Origin of the sequence: Vibrio sp. Isolate22 (assembly GCF_022398115.1) — a bacterium.
Classification (GTDB): Bacteria; Pseudomonadota; Gammaproteobacteria; order Enterobacterales; family Vibrionaceae; genus Vibrio.
The window spans coordinates 54,230-70,694 of sequence record NZ_JAKEUW010000004.1; the positions used below are offsets into that span (position 1 = coordinate 54,230).

Below are 16,465 nucleotides of genomic sequence, written 5' to 3' on the forward strand. Positions count from 1 at the left end.
TCTGATTTTTGAGGCGGGAATTATAGCGGCATGCGCCCTGACTAGCCAGAAGAACATGCCCCTGTTAGTTTTGGTGTCTTTCTCCATTTTGCTGATAAAAACGACAAAAGAGTCAAACAACAGCATAGTTGAAGCCTTGAATAACGTCGCTAATTTGTGATTTTGATTAGTGTTCACAGCAGTTTTTGATATTATTCGCGAAAATAAGTCTAGATAAGTAGATCCACAATGGTCGAAACATTATTACTGCAATTTGCTCCAATGTTATTAGGAGCTCAACTGATCTTAACTCTGATCCTGGTAAAGGGTGATATTTGCCCTGGGCAACGTGGTCGTATCCACAAAATGCTACCAGCGATTGGCGTACTTTGGTTAGCCGTGGCTTCAGTCAAGGTCGAAGCGTTTCTTGTCGTGTTCGCAATCTTTTATTTCTATTCTCAAGTTCAGACTAAGAAAACACGTGATTCGGGTCCGATTTGGGTGATGTATCTGGCGTGTGGTTTAGCGCTGTCTTACGTTGCTATCCAAGCATTTGAACAACCAACGGTGGTCGGCATTATTGCGACATTATTGTTGGTGGTTTTGTTAGGTGCGGCGTTTGCTCATCTATTGCTGACTATCGCAAGAACGCGCTTACAAGCGTTTCACCGTGTTTTGCCAGTTGTAGGTGTATTAACAGGGATGCTGGTAGTACTTGCGACGGTTGTGAACGTTTACTCACTTTCTGAAGCTCAGTTAGAACCTGTTATCTCAGCATTGTTGTTTAGCTTCGCACTACTTATCTCTTCAATCGTGGTGTGGTGTTGGCACCTACTGTTTGTTAAAACGCCAGAGAAGGTCCAACTTACGGTGTCACTACTGATGTTGTTAGCCGCTGTCGTTGGCCTAACACCAATTTGGGCGCTGTAAGCATTTCTGTGTGTTAAGAAGTGTGATCTGTTTTTTAGCGTGGGGCGGTTAAGCGTTCTAAACTTAATTCTAGTCAGAGTGTTCGTAAGGAGTACGAGATGGATTTAAGTAACGTCAAAAGCCTAGATAGTATTATCTTGCTGGGAATAGTGAATGAAAAACTGCGCTTAGAATGCGACAGTTTTGAAGAGCTGATTAGCATGTATGAAATGGATATAGAAAGTGTCGTAGGTAAGCTAGACATGCTTGGCTATCAATACGATCCACTGACGAACCAATTTAAGTCATACGCAAGGTAATCTATGTTTCGTGAATGAACAGGTATCGCGAAACCAATGCTGCGGAATCTAAAAAGTCACAGGTAATCTGTGACTTTTTTGTTTTTGTACTTTCGTACAGCTCTAATAGCTTATATAGCTAAACAACTTCAATTCCATCCAGGTGGCTCTTACTCTGCTGCCTTGCCGTGCTGAAGAATGCTTGCAGGTACCGCTTGTCTTTCTCTGAATTTCTCACCGCAGCAAACAATCTTCTTGAAAGTCCTTTACCCAGCGGCTTACTAGCAATCAACCCTTGTCTTGAAAACTCACTGATTGCCCAGTTTGGTAAGGCTGCCACTCCTAACCCGGCTGATACCATTTGCACTAACATCAAGGTGTTGTCTGCTTGCTTCCATTTCTTCGGTTCTATACCTGCAGGTTGCAAGAAGTGTTTTACCACATCTAGGCGTTGCTTTTGAACTGGGTACGAAAGCATCGTGAGATCGCTAAGATCTTGTGGATCAATGCTTGGATTCTCAGCCAAAGGTGAGTTAATTGCTGTGATCAATCGCATCTCGAAATCGAAAAGTGGCTCATAGTGGATCTCGGAGCGAGGCTGAATATCTGAGGTGATCACCAGGTCCAACTCGCCAGCCATTAGCGCAGGTAGGGGCTCAAAGCCAAAACCGGACGAGAAATCGAGAGTCACGCTTGGCCAAGCAACTTGATACTCCTTCAGAGCAGGCATTAACCATTGAAAACATGAGTGACACTCGATCGCCATATGTAGGCGACCATTCACGTCCTCTTTCAGACTCGCGAGTTCATTCTCTGCTTTGGCGATTCTTGGTTGAATCTCATCAGCGAGTTTTAGCAAGATCTCACCCTCTGAGGTGAACTTTACTGGCCGAGTTTTGCGTAGGAACAACTGCCCACCAATACGCGCCTCTAGGTCCTTCAATTGATGAGAAAGCGCCGACTGAGTCAGATGAAGAGAGGTCGCTGTTGCGGTGAGTGAACCGCTGTCTCTTAAGGTCGTCAATGTTCGCAGATGTTTAAGCTCTATCATGAGTATTCCTCATATTCCCTAAGCCAATTCAATATTTCTTAATAATCACCCTACGGGGTTTTTTATCATTTGTAAACGTCTAGATGTCCAGATGGATTTAATTAAATTGATCTCAGACTGCTTGATGATGAATATTTTTAATAAACAAGATGAATATTTGGACGTTGTTCGTTGAGCTGATTCGGTAGATAGTTTAGCCATCCAGACGCCTTTTTGAGAAAGCGCAATTTTCAACAGGCAGTCTGAAAAGATACTAATAATTATTGAATAAGGAATCGGTTCATGACGACAACAACGCATATTCTTGGCTACCCACGTATCGGTGAAAAACGCGAACTCAAATTCACACTAGAGAAATACTGGCGTGGGGAAATTGATCAATCTGAACTCAAACAACTAGGCAGCGAGTTGAGAAATCGTAACTGGAATGTACAAGCTGATGCGAATCTTAGCTTTGCAACTGCGGGTGACTTCGCATGGTACGACCATGTACTGACAACGACTTTGCTTTTAGGGCACGTACCAAAGCGTCATGCTGGTGGTAGCGAAGAGGAAAAAGCTATCCCTGATTTAGATACCTTGTTCCGAGTGGGGCGTGGGCAATCACAAGTTCAAGTCGCTTGTTGTGGTGGGAAACACGCTTCTGAAGGTACGAAAAACGGTTCAGCAGCGTCTGACATGACTAAGTGGTTCAATACCAACTATCACTACATCGTTCCTGAGTTCAGTAAAGGTGACTCATTTGAGGTGAGCTGGCCTCAATTGTTTGATGAGGTGAATGAAGCCGTTCAAGCAGGGCATAAGGTGAAACCTGTCCTTATTGGTCCACTGTCTTATTTGTATCTAGGGAAAGAGGTGGAAGAGGGATTTGACCGCTTAACCCTATTGCCTCGCCTGTTGACCGCTTACCAAGCGATTTTGGCTAAGTTAGCCAAGTTGGGCGTTGAGTGGGTTCAAATCGATGAGCCGATTCTTGCCCTTGAGCTTGAAAAACAATGGGTCGATTCATTTAAATTGGCTTATCAAGTCATTCAAGGTGATGTGAAACTGTTATTAACCACGTACTTCGATTCGGTGACAGACACCTTAGATACAATCGTCAATCTGCCTGTTAATGGATTGCATATTGATTTAGCTGCAGCGCCACAGCAGCTCGATGAAGTCGTGAGTCAATTACCGGAAGAGTGGGTGCTGTCTGCCGGTATCATTAACGGACGCAATGTCTGGCGAGCGGACTTGGCTACTCAGCTTGAGTTACTGCGACCAATAAAAGAGAGGCTAGGCGATAAGCTGTGGGTGGCAAGTTCATGTTCGCTGCTTCATAGCCCCGTTGATTTAGAGCTAGAAGATTCACTCAGTGAAGAAGTGAAGAGCTGGTTTGCTTTCGCTAAACAGAAAGTCACAGAGGTTAGCTTGTTGGGTGCGGCGCTAGACGGCGATCAAAATGCCATTTTAGCGTGCGAGACTTATAGCCAGCCGATTGTGGCTCGCAAGAGTGCAACCCATGTTAATAAGCCACAGGTACAGGCTCGCCTCAACACGATTACAAAAGCACTAGCTGACCGCAGCGCTCCTTACCCAGAGCGAGCTGCACATCAGTCGGAAGTTTTAGGTTTACCGTTGTTACCAACTACAACGATAGGTTCGTTCCCACAGACCGGCGAGATCCGTGTTCAACGTAGCGCTTATCGCACTGGGAAGTTGAGCGAAGCGGAATACACGACTGCACTAAAAGGTCATATCGCGGATGCGGTGAAGCGCCAAGAAGCACTCGATTTGGATGTGTTGGTACACGGTGAAGCGGAACGCAACGACATGGTGGAGTACTTTGCAGAGAACTTAGCTGGCTTTCAAACAACAAAGTTTGGCTGGGTACAAAGCTACGGCTCTCGCTGCGTGAAACCTGCGATTGTGGTAGCGGATATTGAGCGCGAAAAACCGATAACGGTTGAGTGGTCGACTTATGCGCAATCACTGACATCTAAACAGATGAAAGGCATGTTAACGGGCCCGGTCACTATTTTGTGTTGGACGTTCCCGCGTGAGGATATCTCGCGTAAAGAGATCACTAATCAGTTGGCATTTGCGCTGCGTGATGAAGTGTCTGATTTGCAAGATGCAGGGATCAACATTATTCAAATTGATGAACCTGCTATTCGTGAAGGTCTGCCTCTGAAAAAACGCGACCATGCAGAATATTTAGAATGGGCGGTTGATGCCTTTAAGATTTCCGCGGCTAGTGCTAAGCCAGAGACTCAGATTCACACTCATATGTGTTATAGCGAGTTCAATGAAATTATCGACTCAGTTGCCGCATTAGACGCTGATGTGATTACTATTGAGACGTCTCGTTCGAATATGGAACTGCTTAAAGCGTTTGAAGAGTTTAACTACCCGAATGCGATTGGCCCTGGTGTTTATGATATTCATTCACCAAACATCCCATCACAAGAGTGGATTATTAGCATGCTTAAGAAAGCGGCGGAAAAAATACCTGCCGAACGCTTATGGGCAAACCCAGATTGTGGTCTTAAAACTCGTAACTGGGCGGAGACGGAAGCGGCATTGACTAATCTTGTCTCAGCAACCAAAACACTACGCAAAGAGTGGGAATCTGTTGAGGCATAGCTCAGCCTAGGATTTTGATTGTTCAATAAAATAAAGGCCTCGCAAATACGAGGCCTTCTAGTTTTATGTTTGTTCGAATCTCGAATCTAGCTGTCGGTTTGACACGTATCTTTGCTGATAAGCTTCTCGACCATCAGTTGTCCGCGTGTGTTACGAATCTTGATGTTGTAAGCCAATCCCATATCTAGGTTTGCTCTTACCTCTGAGTTGGTGCAGTAGCTATTCACACTCATATCGACAACGTGGTTCAAAGGCTTAGCACCTTTAGCATCTTGGTTGTAAATCATCATGATTTCGATCACGGTGTTTTTTGCCAGCACTCGCATAACAGACAGTGGGCCATACTCAATTGGCAGGCCTGCAGATAACACGCCAGCACGGTGCTGCGCCATCATCTCGAGTTGTCTTTGTTGGTCTTGCTCACTTGAAGCACAGCCTGCAAGCAGAACTGCCGCCAGTGAGCTAATAATCCATTTTTTCACGTTAAAATACTTTCTTGAATGGTTTTACGATGACATTTTGGTAGACGCCAGCATCAATGTACGGGTCTGCGTCTGCCCACGCCTGTGCGTCTTCTAAAGAGTTAAACTCAGCGATTACTGTTGAACCTGTGAAACCAGCTTCGCCTGGGTTATCTAAATCAATCGCTGGCATTGGGCCCGCTGTTAATAGTCGGCCTTCATCGTGAAGTGTTTGTAGGCGTTCTAGGTGTTGTGGGCGAACACTGAGGCGTTTTTCTAATGAATTTTCGACATCTTGAGAGAAAATCACGTACCACATATTGGCATATCCTTATTTTACTTCACTGAATTGGGGAGATTATAAAATAGCTATCTTGCTAATTTACGCGAACTAATTGGTATTGGAAGAGCTAATGATAAGAAATTGTGAATTGGTGCGAGAGACTTGTATGGTCTTTAGTAATTCCATTGATTAAAACTAAAGACCATTGCCGTAGTTAAAAGGTTATTTCTTAATGGTTCGAGGCTTGCCACTTTCATCTACGGCTACGTAGTTGAATGTTGCACCACATACCTTGTAGCGGTCGCCAATGCCGTGATCCAGTACCGGCTTCACCCAAACCTCCAAGTCGATATTCATCGAGCTACGACCAATCTTTGTGCAATCGCCATAAACACATACCACGTCACCAACGGATACGGGTTGCTTGAATTCAATGCTCGATACTGAAACAGTCACTATCTTGCCGTTAGAGATTTCTTTCGCCAAGATGCCGCCCGCTAGGTCGAGCTGAGACATTATCCAACCACCGAAGATTTGACCTGCTGCATTGGTATCAGAAGGCATCGCTAATGTGCGAAGAAGTAGGGAACCAATTGGGTTCAAAGTTGATTGAATCGTCATTGTTGTACTCTTGGTGGTATTGATTATCTAAATAAAAACAGAAGTGTTGGTGAAGCGCATTGGCAAACGAGCGCAATGAACAACAGGGATCAGATAGCCAAAGATTTAGTGCGATTTACATTAAATAATAGGCTTTATTTTGACCAGTTTCCGCAACACAAAAAAGCCAACGGCCAATGATCACGAGTATCATTGGCCGCTAGGTATAGCATATTGACAAGAATTGTAACAAAAACGGAATGAGGACTCACCCCTTGGGGTTACTTCTCGTCAGTATTTTTATCAGTTAGTTCTTGCTGCTCTTTTTGAAGTTGTTCTTTTGGTAAATGCTTATAGATGTAGACGCCAGTAAGCAGCGTAAATAGTAATGTTGCTATTAGCAGGCCAAACACCTTGAAGTTAACCCACACATCCAATGGTAGGTTAAAAGCTACATACACGTTGATGATTGCGCAAATAATGAAGAAGAATGTCCATGCCCAGTTGATCTTGCCCCATACCGCATCCGGAAGCGTAATCTCTTTGCCCAACATGCCCTTAATCGCAGGTTTCCCCATTAGATGGCTTGCGGTTAGGCCAATAGCAAATAAGGCATAAACGATAGTGACTTTCCATTTAATGAAGTTGTCGTCGTGCAAGAATATGGTCATTCCACCAAATACCGCGACCATCAGAAACGTTATCACCTGCATTTTTTCTACTTTTTTGTAGATGAAGTACGTCAAAACGATTTGAAGTGCAGAAGCGACAATTAATGCCCCGGTAGCAGTATAGATGTCGTACATCTTGTAGAGCGCGAAGAAAATGATGAGAGGGATGAAATCAAGAATCTGTTTCATGTGGACTGACTATCCAGTTAGTTGAGTTACCGACAGTCTAACCAAAATTGCCTCGATGCTAAATAGCTCGAGACAATTAGGTACTTTACTGACGTTGTTTAGCCGCAATTCAACGGGATGGCGTTGTTTGATATCGAGGAATTAGCTTTTTGATGTCTTCTAGATAGCCTTCACTTTTAAGGTTATCTAAGGTGTTTTCTAATTCTTGTTCACTCATCGCGAAACAGGTTGATTTTCCTGTCGTAAGGTCAAGGTACTCATGATATTCGCGCTCAGTAAAGTGGCCAACTCTGTCCATTAATAGGGTTTTAATTCCATGGTGAATTAAGCCGTAATACGTATGTCTTTGTAAGGTCATAGCCTATCCTCCGTGACAAGTTGCAGTGATAATAATTAATGCAACCTGCTGTATATTGGTTGGGTTATCTATGACAAAGCAAATCAAATGCCATTTTGTCTAGTTTTCCGGAACATTTCCCGTGCCAAATTGAAATAATCACTTTTTCAATTAGTTAAATGTCTGCGTTCTCTGTTCTCACAGGGACAATACGTAGCTGCTGAGTAATAGTTTTATTTTGAGAGGCAATTTTCGCCTTCAATTTGAGAATTAATGTGCTGTTGTTGAGTCAAACTGATTCGTTCCCATATCGAAAAGCTTTTGTTTATGGGTATTAGGCTGGGTGATTAGACAATTGAGATTTGACTCATGCGCAAGCTGAAGAGTTTCAATTTGAGAAACTAATGAAGGTAGACGAGCTTTTTATATCGGTATGCGACAACTCTTACTTCCTAAATGAATGGTTGGCTTATTAAACAGTATCCATATTTTGTTTAACGCTACTTGCTGAATGGCTGTTAAGTTGACGCTATAAAGTACGCTGCTGCTATAACGTCAGGTTTATCATGTACCGTATCTTTTTCTTTCAGTTATTTTCTTTGATTACATTGGTGTTTTTCGCATCACAAAAAGCACAAGCTGATGAATCAATTCAACTAGGAATTCAAATCTCAGATTTTGCTCCTTATGCTCAATCACAACAAGGAGAGGTTTCGGGTTTATTGCCGGACTTAGTTGATTTCTACGTGAAAGATGGACTCGATGGTGTAGAGTTTGTTGGTTACCAGTCACCGTCTGAACTCAACAATATGCTAAAAACGGGTGACGTGGACGCCATCATTACTGCAGAGCAAAATGTTTCAAGTGGTGGCGTTATCTACTCGAAACCGATCTTGTCGAGCCGAATGATCAGTTTGAGCAGTGAACCTATTGAGAGTCATTTGCTCATGAAAGGGCGCAAGCTTGCTTACTTTGAAAACTCAAGCAATGCATCGTCTGTGAAGTCCTTACTTCCGTTTTCTTCATTTGAATCATACTCATCATATCAGGATGCGATAGCCGCTGTTGCACGTGAGAAAGTGCTCGCAATTGTGGATGACGGCGTGCTGTTACACAGTAAGCTGATGAATAGCCCCTATGACGCATCGCTGTCTGTGAATTTACATGATGGCTTGCCTCTGAATAACTACGTTATTGCTCTACTTGATACTCCTGAAAACAGGAAGCTATTGAACATCATCAATACTTCAATTAACCAAGATAAGCCTAATCAAATCGTTAGTATTCATAAGAAATGGTTAAATGAAATACAAAGGCGTCTATTACTGGTTGTTAGTAAAAATAAGTTGTTATTGACGGAAAAGGAGCAGCAATACCTAACACTGAACCCCAATATCTATGTGTCGTACATTCGAGACTCCAAGCCTATTTCATTTGTGAACAGTGAAGGGCAGCCTGATGGTATCTCTATTGATATCTTGAATGAGATCTCTCGACTTACTGGTCTAAATTTCATTTTTGAAAATGACTTCGGTATTGAAGGAAACGACTTACATACGGTTTCTCTACCCCTGATCCATACTAAAGCGACTCCCTTTGCAGGTGTGGACGATCGTCACCTTTACTCGAAACCTTTTATGGTTGAGCCGTGGGCGCTGATTGGTAAAAGCGACAGTAACAAAGTCGATGTGTTTGGTGAGCTTTCCCAGAACGCGATTATCGGTACTACTGACGATAGCGTTGGCGCCCAATTGGCCAAGCGTTATTGCGAAGCTTGCCCAATAAAAAAGTATGACTCGGTTGAGCAAGTATTAGAGGCGGTTGATAAAGGGCAAGTTGACTCTGCAATGCTCTCTTTATATCTCGCGTCTCCACTGCTCCAAGGACAGTATTCAGGCTACTTGCGAGTAATTAGCCTGTTGTCAAAAGATAATGATGTTCCTGTTGCTTACAGCGTGGAAGCTGATCAAGAGATATTAGGAAACATCATCAATAAAGCGCTTTTTGCGATTCCACATCATAAATTTCAGCAAATTAAAAAGAATTGGTTAGATGTTTCTTACGAATCTGGGGTCGACACTAAAGATGTGATTCTGGGTGCTGCCATTCTTATTTCTGTCGCATCCGTTCTTATCATGGCGATAATGGCATGGAGCTGGAAATTAAGCCGTGAGGTTGAGGACCGCAAGCGTGCTGAGTCTGCGTTGAAGCATCAAGTCGAGTTCGAGCGTTCACTACTTAACGCAATGCCGTTTCCAATTGTGGTACGTGATCTAGATAACCAACTGGTGAGTTTCAACAGTGTGGCTAGGGCGCTTAAGGATTTTGACTTAATAGAAGAAGCAATCATTAATAATCCAGACGAAGACGCCATGATCCACAAAGGGAATGTTTTGCCTCGTTTGGAAAAAGAGGTGGTCTCGCCATTTGGCAGTAAGCATTACGCATACTGGAAGTGCCCGTATATTTCCAATGGAAGTATCGAAGGTTCAGTAACGATTCTCGATGATTTGACTGAATTGTATGAAGCGAAAAAAATCGCTAAAAGTGCGGATGACCGCGTCCAAAAACTCGCGAACAATTTGCACGGTGCGGTGATACAACATATCCAGCCTAAGCGAAGCTTACATGATATCGAATTCGTGTTTATCAGTAATGGGATCGAAGAACTTCTTGGGCTGACGCCATCTCAACTACGCCGATCTCCAACGAGCTTCTTTGCGCCGTTAAATGCGAAAGATCGCCGTACTCTTATTCGAAAAATACGTTGTGGCAACAAAGATGGAAAGTTGAGTCTGGATATTGGCGTCAATATAGAAAACCAGAATCGCTGGCTTAACCTACAAAGCAAAATATCCGATCGCGGTGATTACTACGAGTGGGACTCTGTCCTGACGGATATTACCGAGCTAAAGCAGCAGCAAGAAGAGCTCACTCAGGCAAGGCAGAGTGCGATTGCTGCTACCGAAGCGAAATCGAGATTTCTAGCTAACATGAGTCATGAGATCCGAACGCCTCTTGGTGGCATTGTGAGTTTGTTAGAGCTTTCTGAGCAGTATGAAGTGGGTCATGAAGTACAAAAGATTCATACAACGCTAAGCCAGTCTGCTAATAACTTATTGCACATCGTTAACGACATTCTTGATTTCTCTAAAATTGAGGCAGGTAAACTGACTTTGGATTACCAGCCTGCAAGTTTGGATACCTTGACTCTTAGAGTCACTCAACTGCAAGCAAGGCAGGCACATGCCAAAGGGCTGCAGTTCAAGTTCTGGCTAGACCCTGAATTAAAAGACTCGGTATTGATGGACGACATCCGCCTCGGGCAAGTACTGAACAACCTGTTGAGTAATGCGATTAAATTTACTGAGCATGGAACTGTTGGTTTAACGACGAAGTTAGTCAGTCAAAACGATGGCCAGCAACAAGTCTGTTTTGAAGTTTTCGATAGCGGAATCGGCATTAGCGAAGAGCATATTCGAAATCTATTTAGACCGTTCGTGCAGGCCGATGAAGGCACCACGAGAAAGTATGGTGGCTCGGGTCTTGGGTTGACTATCTCAAAGCAATTGATAGAGCAAATGGGCGGGACGCTGAACGTGACAAGTAAGGTGAACTTAGGCTCAACATTTACTATCTCGGTACCTCTGACATCACTTGATGATAACCAGTATCAAGATATGACAGGTAAAGTCGCTTTGCTCACCAAAACCTTCATGCAGCATCAAGAGTTGGAGAGCTATCTGACATCTTGGGGTATCAAGGTGATTACAAAGAGCGTGCAAACCACAAAAGAGTTAGCACATTGGGTAGAGACCATTGAGCCTGGCTTTGTGTTCGTCCCTCATGAGCTTGCTCAGAGTATTGATTCTCCTGAAGAGAGCGTGAATTTTATCTGTCTAAGCGAACATGGCATGCTTTCACCTGCACCTTGTAAGTTAGGTTGGAATTTATCGGCGAACCCATTACTGCCTTCACAGCTGAGACACTGCTTAAGCAATAATCCAACCTTTATCGAAGAAGTCGTAAAGGAAGAAAACAACTTACGATTAAGCTCCGAATCACGCGAATCGGCGATGGAAAATAATAGGCTGATACTGATTGCGGAAGATCACCCAATCAACCAACAGATCATTATTAAGCAGATCGAGCAACTAGGTTTTCATGCCGATATGGTGGACAACGGTAGAGAAGCGCTAGCAGCGCTCGATAAGCAGGACTATGGCTTACTTATCACAGACTGTCATATGCCTGAGGTGGATGGCTATGAGCTAACGAAACAGATTCGTTCGAAAGAGCAAAGTCAGAATATACCTCGATTGCCTATCATTGCACTGACAGCAAACGCCGTTAAGGGTGAAAACGACAAATGTTTTGAGATTGGTATGGATGACTTTTTGTCTAAACCTACCAAGCTCAAAGTGATTGGTGACACGATCAATAAGCATCTTATGAAAGGCACACCGGCTGTTAGCCAGTTAGCCGTCAACGATGTGAGCGTTGAACCTAGCCTTGCGCCTATTGATATTCAAAACCTAATGGAGTTATTTGGGGATCAGGACCTTATCGATCAGATCATCAAGGATTTTATTCAGAGTCACTGCTCAGACTTGCCTTTGTTACTCGCTGCCTGTGAGAGCGAGAGCCTCGATGAGATCAAACAAGTTGCCCATAAAATGAAAGGTGCAGCGAAGATGGTTGGCAGTACTGAGATGGCTGACCAACTGCAACAGCTAGAAGACGCCTCTGCAAACCAAAGAGGTGGGTACTTAGAGTATTTCCATGAAGTGGAGCGACTAACGCAGAAGTTACAAAACTTGTACTCCACGTATGCTCAATAGGCTGAGGGAACACTATGGATCAAAATATTGTTGTAATCGAAGACCACCCCTTTCAGTTGAATGTCATGACCATGGTATTGAACAGCTTGAGTGTCGGTAAGGTTCATTCTTTCGAGTGTGGGTGTAAAGCGTTAGACCACATTGAACAGTCTCCGGTCGACCTAATATTGTGTGACCTCAATATGCCAATGATAGATGGGATCGAATTGCTAAAACGGTTAGCTAATTTGAACTTCAAGGGCAATATCATCATAACGAGTGCTGAAAACCAAACCGTGCTCGATGCCGCTAGTAAAATGTGTAAGGCATTTAATCTCAATTTATTGGGTGTGTTGGAAAAGCCGATTGATCGTGCGCGGCTACTAGAGTTGGTAAGTAGGGATACTAAAAAACCAGAGTCGGCTTCAAGTTCAAATCGAGATATCGTGATCACTGATGAGGACATCGTCAAGGCTGTCGAGAACCATGAGATGGTTTTGCATTATCAACCCATCGTCTGTATTCACACGGGAGAATGGAAGGAGAGTGAATCTTTAATTCGTTGGCAGCATCCCCACTATGGTGTCCTTAGTCCATTTTTCTTTTTGACGCGTCTCATTGATTCAGGGTTAATGCTGAATGTATTGAAGCAGTTACTTGAGCAAGCGATTAACGATCAACGCTTCCTATGCAGCCGCAGGTTTGTTTTGAACTTAACAGCGAAAGATATGATTGACGGTGAAATTGTCGATCATATCTTTAAGCTTATCGATAACGGTAGGTTAGATGTTGAGCAGATCAAGCTGGAGTTAACGGAGTCCGACCTAGTTGAAAGTGTTGCGTTGGCTTTAGCGTCTACAACAAGAATATGTATGCGTGGTATTCCGCTCGCGATAGACGATTTCGGAACGGGTTACTCCTCACTGAAACAACTTGAGGACCTGCCATTTTCTGCATTGAAACTGGATATCGACTTCGTTAAAAACATCCAGCAAAGCCGCTCTAGTCGAGCAATTGTGAGAGCTTCACTTTACCTCGCTAAATTATTGGATTTAACGACTGTCGCAGAGGGCATTGAAGATATATCAATTTGGAAAGATATACGTTCAATGAGTAATAAAGACACACTGGCTCAAGGGTATTTTATTGCACGTCCGATGCCAGCTGATCAATTGCCTGAGTGGAAAAGTAGCTGGGAAAAGAAAATAACTGAGTTCAATTTATTGGCGTAGGGGGAATAGGGGAGTCATTTAAACATAAAGTGATATTTGTTTAGTGAATGTGTTCACCGATAAAAGTGAACTGGCGGTAACATAATTATCAATTTGCGCTAATTCAATAGAACCTTATGCTACTGTCTCGTTATATCAATATAAAAGTACAATTCGTCGTTCTTTTATCTATTATCTCGCTCAGTTTAGCGGCGATAATAACCATCAATGTTTTTATTCACCGCGATAATAGCCAACGACTAACTCAGTTAGAATTAAGTTATTACCCTGCATTAGAGCACGCCACTAAAATTCACTCGCTGCTGCCAAATGTTCAACAGCAGTTCGAAGCTGCTGTGATCATGGAAGATGAGCAGGCTCTCGACTATGCGCGCCAAATATCCTCTGAACTTCAAGTTGAAGCGAGTAAAGGTGCCAATGTTTTACCCTCACAGGCGCAAGTATTCAACAAACTGTCGAGCTCGCTAAAAAAGTACACGGATTCCGCGTACGCGTTAAGTCTAGATTTTATTAACCTGAATGACTCCTTCGAGAATCTGACAGCAAGATCGAATACGCTCACTGCTGAATATGATTCATTACTTGCGGCAAGTGAAACGCTTCGCTCATCAGCGAGTCAAAATGTAGTCAACACCATATTGCACTCAGAGAATGCCGCAAACGATGCTGCTCAGCAGTCAATCTGGCTTGGCGTTTTCTTTGTCTTGTCTGTCTTTATCGTGGGCTATGCGATTTTCAAATCTGTTATCAGTTCAATCCTGCTTGTTACTGAGAAGATGCAAGCGATCGCAACGGGAGATGGTGATTTAACTGTTCGCATCGATTATTCCGGCAAAGATGAAATAGCCACCTTAGTACAAAGCGTTAATCAGTTCATTGAGAAGCTTCAAGGGATCATTGCAAGTACGTTGAGCATTGGGCAAGAGCTTGAGGTTGTAAGTGACAAAATCCGTACTGAGTCCAATCAAACCTTAGCGTTGAACAGCACCCAGCGTGATCACATCGAAGAAGTGACTGACGCCGTCAACAACATCATTGCTCTCATTGAACAAGTCGTTGGCTTTGCATCACATGCAGACTCCCAAGCTCAAAAGGCGAATACCAGTGCTCAAACGGGTACCCAAGTGGTGCTGAAAACAAGCCAAGAGATAGAAGAACTGGCGAGCAATATTCGTGATACCGCAACCAAATTGAAAGAGCTGGACAAGAATGCGAGCAACGTTGGCTCAATTTTAAGCACGATTCAAAGCGTTGCCGAGCAAACCAATCTTCTGGCCCTAAACGCGGCGATTGAAGCAGCTCGCGCTGGAGAGCATGGGCGCGGCTTTGCGGTCGTTTCTGATGAGGTACGTGTGCTCGCCAATAATACTCAACAATCAGCCACTGAGATCAATGCCTTACTCGGTGAGCTTAAGTCGGGTTCGAATGCGGCGGTAGGTGCAATGGACCAAGGTCTCGCCAGCTCTTCTCAAGCGGTTGGGGATGCACAAAACGCCGGTGATTACTTATTAGAAATTAGCGGACAGGTCGAAGAAATTACTGAGCTGAACCGTCAGATAGCGAGTACGACAGAGCATCAAGCTCGCGCTTCAAAACAAATTCATACCCATATGGATGATTTTAGACAGTGCTCTCACCAAGTGTCTCAGTCTACCGATCAACTAGAAGCTCTGAGCCACCAGTTGAGTGGCATCGTGACAGAGCTGAGTAAATCAACATCACAATTCAAAGTATAACGGAGAACAATAATGACTAACTCCCCATTTCGCTTATTGCCTGTAGCAGTGGCGCTTGCGGCATCTTTTGCTGCACATGCTTCAGATGAGCAAAAATTGGCTGAGCTAGAGAAAAAGGTCGCTATCCTTGAAGCGAAAGAGCAAAACTCAATTGCTGATAAATTTAGTTTCAATGGTTTTGCATCTTTGAACATGCAACTAGGTAATCAAAACCACGGCTTCATGAAGTCGGAGAATAAAGTACGTTTTGATGAAGGTTCTTTGTTTGGTTTACAAGGTGAGTTCGAAGTTAATGAATCAACTTCAGCCGTTGTTCAGATGGTTGCTCGTGGTAATAAAAAAGAGAACTGGTCTCCTGGTATTGAGTGGGCATTCTTAAGCCACAAAGTGACGCCGAACTTAACGGTACGTGGTGGTAAATTACGTTTACCACTGTTTATGTACTCTGATTATCTAGAAGTGGGTTACGCACAAGTTGGTGTACGAGTACCTAATGAAGTGTACGGTTCAGTCGTGCTTACCTCTCTAACGGGTGGTGACTTCATTTATGATGTGGAGCTAGATGACAGCACTCTTTCATTCCAAGGCTTTGCCGGTTCACAGAAGCTGTCAGCATCAAAGCATAGCTACAACGCTGATACACAGTTTGATGACATTGCTGGTGGTGTAGTTAACTGGACTGACGATACTTGGACACTACGTGCTGTTTACGCACAGTCTGTGATCAGCTCTTCAACTAACTGGAATGTAAACAGCAAGCCTGTATTGAATTCAACGTTTGATGACGAGAAAGCGAAGTTTTACGGTGTTGGTGGTCGATACGAAAACGGCAACCTAATGCTGGTTTCAGAAGTGACACGCACAACCGTTGAAGGGTTCTACTACGATGTGGATGCAGCATACCTAACAGCAGCATACCGTCTAGATGAAGTAACGCCTTACATTACCGTGTCATACATGGAAACGCAGGACGATGACGAGCGAAATGCAGAAGCAAACCGTCAGCTTGCAAATGTACTTCAAAATCCAACCAGTGCGTCTGCGAAATACGCATACGGTTCAGCAAAAGCATTGGCTGATAAGCTAAACACACAGCGCACAACATACAGCATTGGTGCTCGTTGGGACTTCCTACCGAATATTGCGCTAAAAGGTGATATTAGTTACCTAACTGGCTTTGGTTCAACGAATGGTGGTGTAGCGTCGCAATATAAGGACGACGATAACATTTTGTACACTGTAAAAGTTGATGCGGTATTTTAAGGAAGAG

13 protein-coding genes are annotated in these 16,465 nt (G+C 43.6%); 7 read left to right on the forward strand and 6 right to left on the reverse strand.

Translation table 11 applies throughout. The annotated features are described in order from the left end of the window. The first annotated feature begins 228 nt into the window (after window positions 1-228). Both L1D55_RS04235 and L1D55_RS04240 read left to right on the forward strand, forming a co-directional pair. On the forward strand, window positions 229-909 hold the full coding sequence (locus L1D55_RS04235; protein ID WP_004741623.1) for a hypothetical protein: 681 nt from the start codon (window positions 229-231) through the stop codon (window positions 907-909). 98 nt (window positions 910-1,007) lie between these two features. Beyond that, complete coding sequence (locus L1D55_RS04240; protein ID WP_004741624.1) at window positions 1,008-1,208, forward strand: DUF4250 domain-containing protein; 201 nt, start codon at window positions 1,008-1,010, stop codon at window positions 1,206-1,208. A 118-nt stretch (window positions 1,209-1,326) separates the two neighbouring features. Here L1D55_RS04240 and L1D55_RS04245 read toward each other — a convergent pair whose 3' ends face one another. Beyond that, window positions 1,327-2,238: a LysR substrate-binding domain-containing protein gene (locus tag L1D55_RS04245; RefSeq protein ID WP_239916621.1), complete on the reverse strand. Its 912-nt coding sequence runs from the start codon at window positions 2,236-2,238 to the stop codon at window positions 1,327-1,329. A gap of 282 nt (window positions 2,239-2,520) precedes the next feature. On the opposite strand from L1D55_RS04245, the gene metE reads away from it, so the two are divergent. Then, the gene (metE, locus tag L1D55_RS04250; protein ID WP_239916622.1) at window positions 2,521-4,866 is read left to right on the forward strand and encodes a 5-methyltetrahydropteroyltriglutamate--homocysteine S-methyltransferase; all 2,346 of its coding nucleotides are present in this window, start codon (window positions 2,521-2,523) and stop codon (window positions 4,864-4,866) included. Between the two features lie 86 nt (window positions 4,867-4,952). Here metE and gspS2 read toward each other — a convergent pair whose 3' ends face one another. The 5 genes from gspS2 to L1D55_RS04275 form a co-directional block, all read right to left on the reverse strand. Next, on the reverse strand, window positions 4,953-5,348 hold the full coding sequence (gene gspS2, locus L1D55_RS04255) for a GspS/AspS pilotin family protein (protein ID WP_239916623.1): 396 nt from the start codon (window positions 5,346-5,348) through the stop codon (window positions 4,953-4,955). 1 nt (window position 5,349) lies between these two features. Next, entirely contained in the window at window positions 5,350-5,646 is a 297-nt protein-coding gene (locus L1D55_RS04260; protein WP_239916624.1) for a YciI family protein, read from the reverse strand. Between the two features lie 186 nt (window positions 5,647-5,832). Continuing rightward, window positions 5,833-6,231, reverse strand: coding sequence for an acyl-CoA thioester hydrolase YciA (gene yciA / locus L1D55_RS04265; protein ID WP_004741235.1), 399 nt, complete (start codon window positions 6,229-6,231; stop codon window positions 5,833-5,835). A gap of 260 nt (window positions 6,232-6,491) precedes the next feature. After that, window positions 6,492-7,070, reverse strand: a complete 579-nt coding sequence (locus L1D55_RS04270) for a septation protein A (RefSeq protein WP_239916625.1) — start codon at window positions 7,068-7,070, stop codon at window positions 6,492-6,494. A 109-nt stretch (window positions 7,071-7,179) separates the two neighbouring features. Further along, complete coding sequence (locus L1D55_RS04275) at window positions 7,180-7,428, reverse strand: hypothetical protein (protein WP_105025240.1); 249 nt, start codon at window positions 7,426-7,428, stop codon at window positions 7,180-7,182. Window positions 7,429-7,973: 545 nt separating this feature from the next. On the opposite strand from L1D55_RS04275, the gene L1D55_RS04280 reads away from it, so the two are divergent. From L1D55_RS04280 to L1D55_RS04295, 4 genes are all read left to right on the forward strand, one after another. Continuing rightward, on the forward strand, window positions 7,974-12,248 hold the full coding sequence (locus L1D55_RS04280) for a transporter substrate-binding domain-containing protein (protein WP_239916626.1): 4,275 nt from the start codon (window positions 7,974-7,976) through the stop codon (window positions 12,246-12,248). Between the two features lie 14 nt (window positions 12,249-12,262). After that, window positions 12,263-13,459 (forward strand): EAL domain-containing response regulator, encoded by a 1,197-nt coding sequence (locus tag L1D55_RS04285; RefSeq protein WP_239916627.1) that lies wholly within the window; start codon window positions 12,263-12,265, stop codon window positions 13,457-13,459. Window positions 13,460-13,575: 116 nt separating this feature from the next. Further along, a complete protein-coding gene (locus L1D55_RS04290; protein WP_239916628.1) occupies window positions 13,576-15,195 on the forward strand; it encodes a methyl-accepting chemotaxis protein in 1,620 nt (539 codons plus the stop codon). A 12-nt stretch (window positions 15,196-15,207) separates the two neighbouring features. Then, entirely contained in the window at window positions 15,208-16,458 is a 1,251-nt protein-coding gene (locus L1D55_RS04295) for a hypothetical protein (RefSeq protein ID WP_239916629.1), read from the forward strand. Window positions 16,459-16,465 lie beyond the last annotated feature (7 nt).

Coding starts and splice junctions, on each gene's coding strand:
- metE (WP_239916622.1), top strand. CDS start 2,521: ATGACGACAACAACGCATATTCTTGGCTACCCACGTATCGGTGAAAAA.
- L1D55_RS04275 (WP_105025240.1), bottom strand. CDS start 7,428: ATGACCTTACAAAGACATACGTATTACGGCTTAATTCACCATGGAATT.
- L1D55_RS04240 (WP_004741624.1), top strand. CDS start 1,008: ATGGATTTAAGTAACGTCAAAAGCCTAGATAGTATTATCTTGCTGGGA.
- L1D55_RS04295 (WP_239916629.1), top strand. CDS start 15,208: ATGACTAACTCCCCATTTCGCTTATTGCCTGTAGCAGTGGCGCTTGCG.
- L1D55_RS04290 (WP_239916628.1), top strand. CDS start 13,576: ATGCTACTGTCTCGTTATATCAATATAAAAGTACAATTCGTCGTTCTT.
- L1D55_RS04245 (WP_239916621.1), bottom strand. CDS start 2,238: ATGATAGAGCTTAAACATCTGCGAACATTGACGACCTTAAGAGACAGC.
- L1D55_RS04270 (WP_239916625.1), bottom strand. CDS start 7,070: ATGAAACAGATTCTTGATTTCATCCCTCTCATCATTTTCTTCGCGCTC.
- yciA (WP_004741235.1), bottom strand. CDS start 6,231: ATGACGATTCAATCAACTTTGAACCCAATTGGTTCCCTACTTCTTCGC.
- L1D55_RS04235 (WP_004741623.1), top strand. CDS start 229: ATGGTCGAAACATTATTACTGCAATTTGCTCCAATGTTATTAGGAGCT.
- L1D55_RS04280 (WP_239916626.1), top strand. CDS start 7,974: ATGTACCGTATCTTTTTCTTTCAGTTATTTTCTTTGATTACATTGGTG.
- L1D55_RS04285 (WP_239916627.1), top strand. CDS start 12,263: ATGGATCAAAATATTGTTGTAATCGAAGACCACCCCTTTCAGTTGAAT.
- L1D55_RS04260 (WP_239916624.1), bottom strand. CDS start 5,646: ATGTGGTACGTGATTTTCTCTCAAGATGTCGAAAATTCATTAGAAAAA.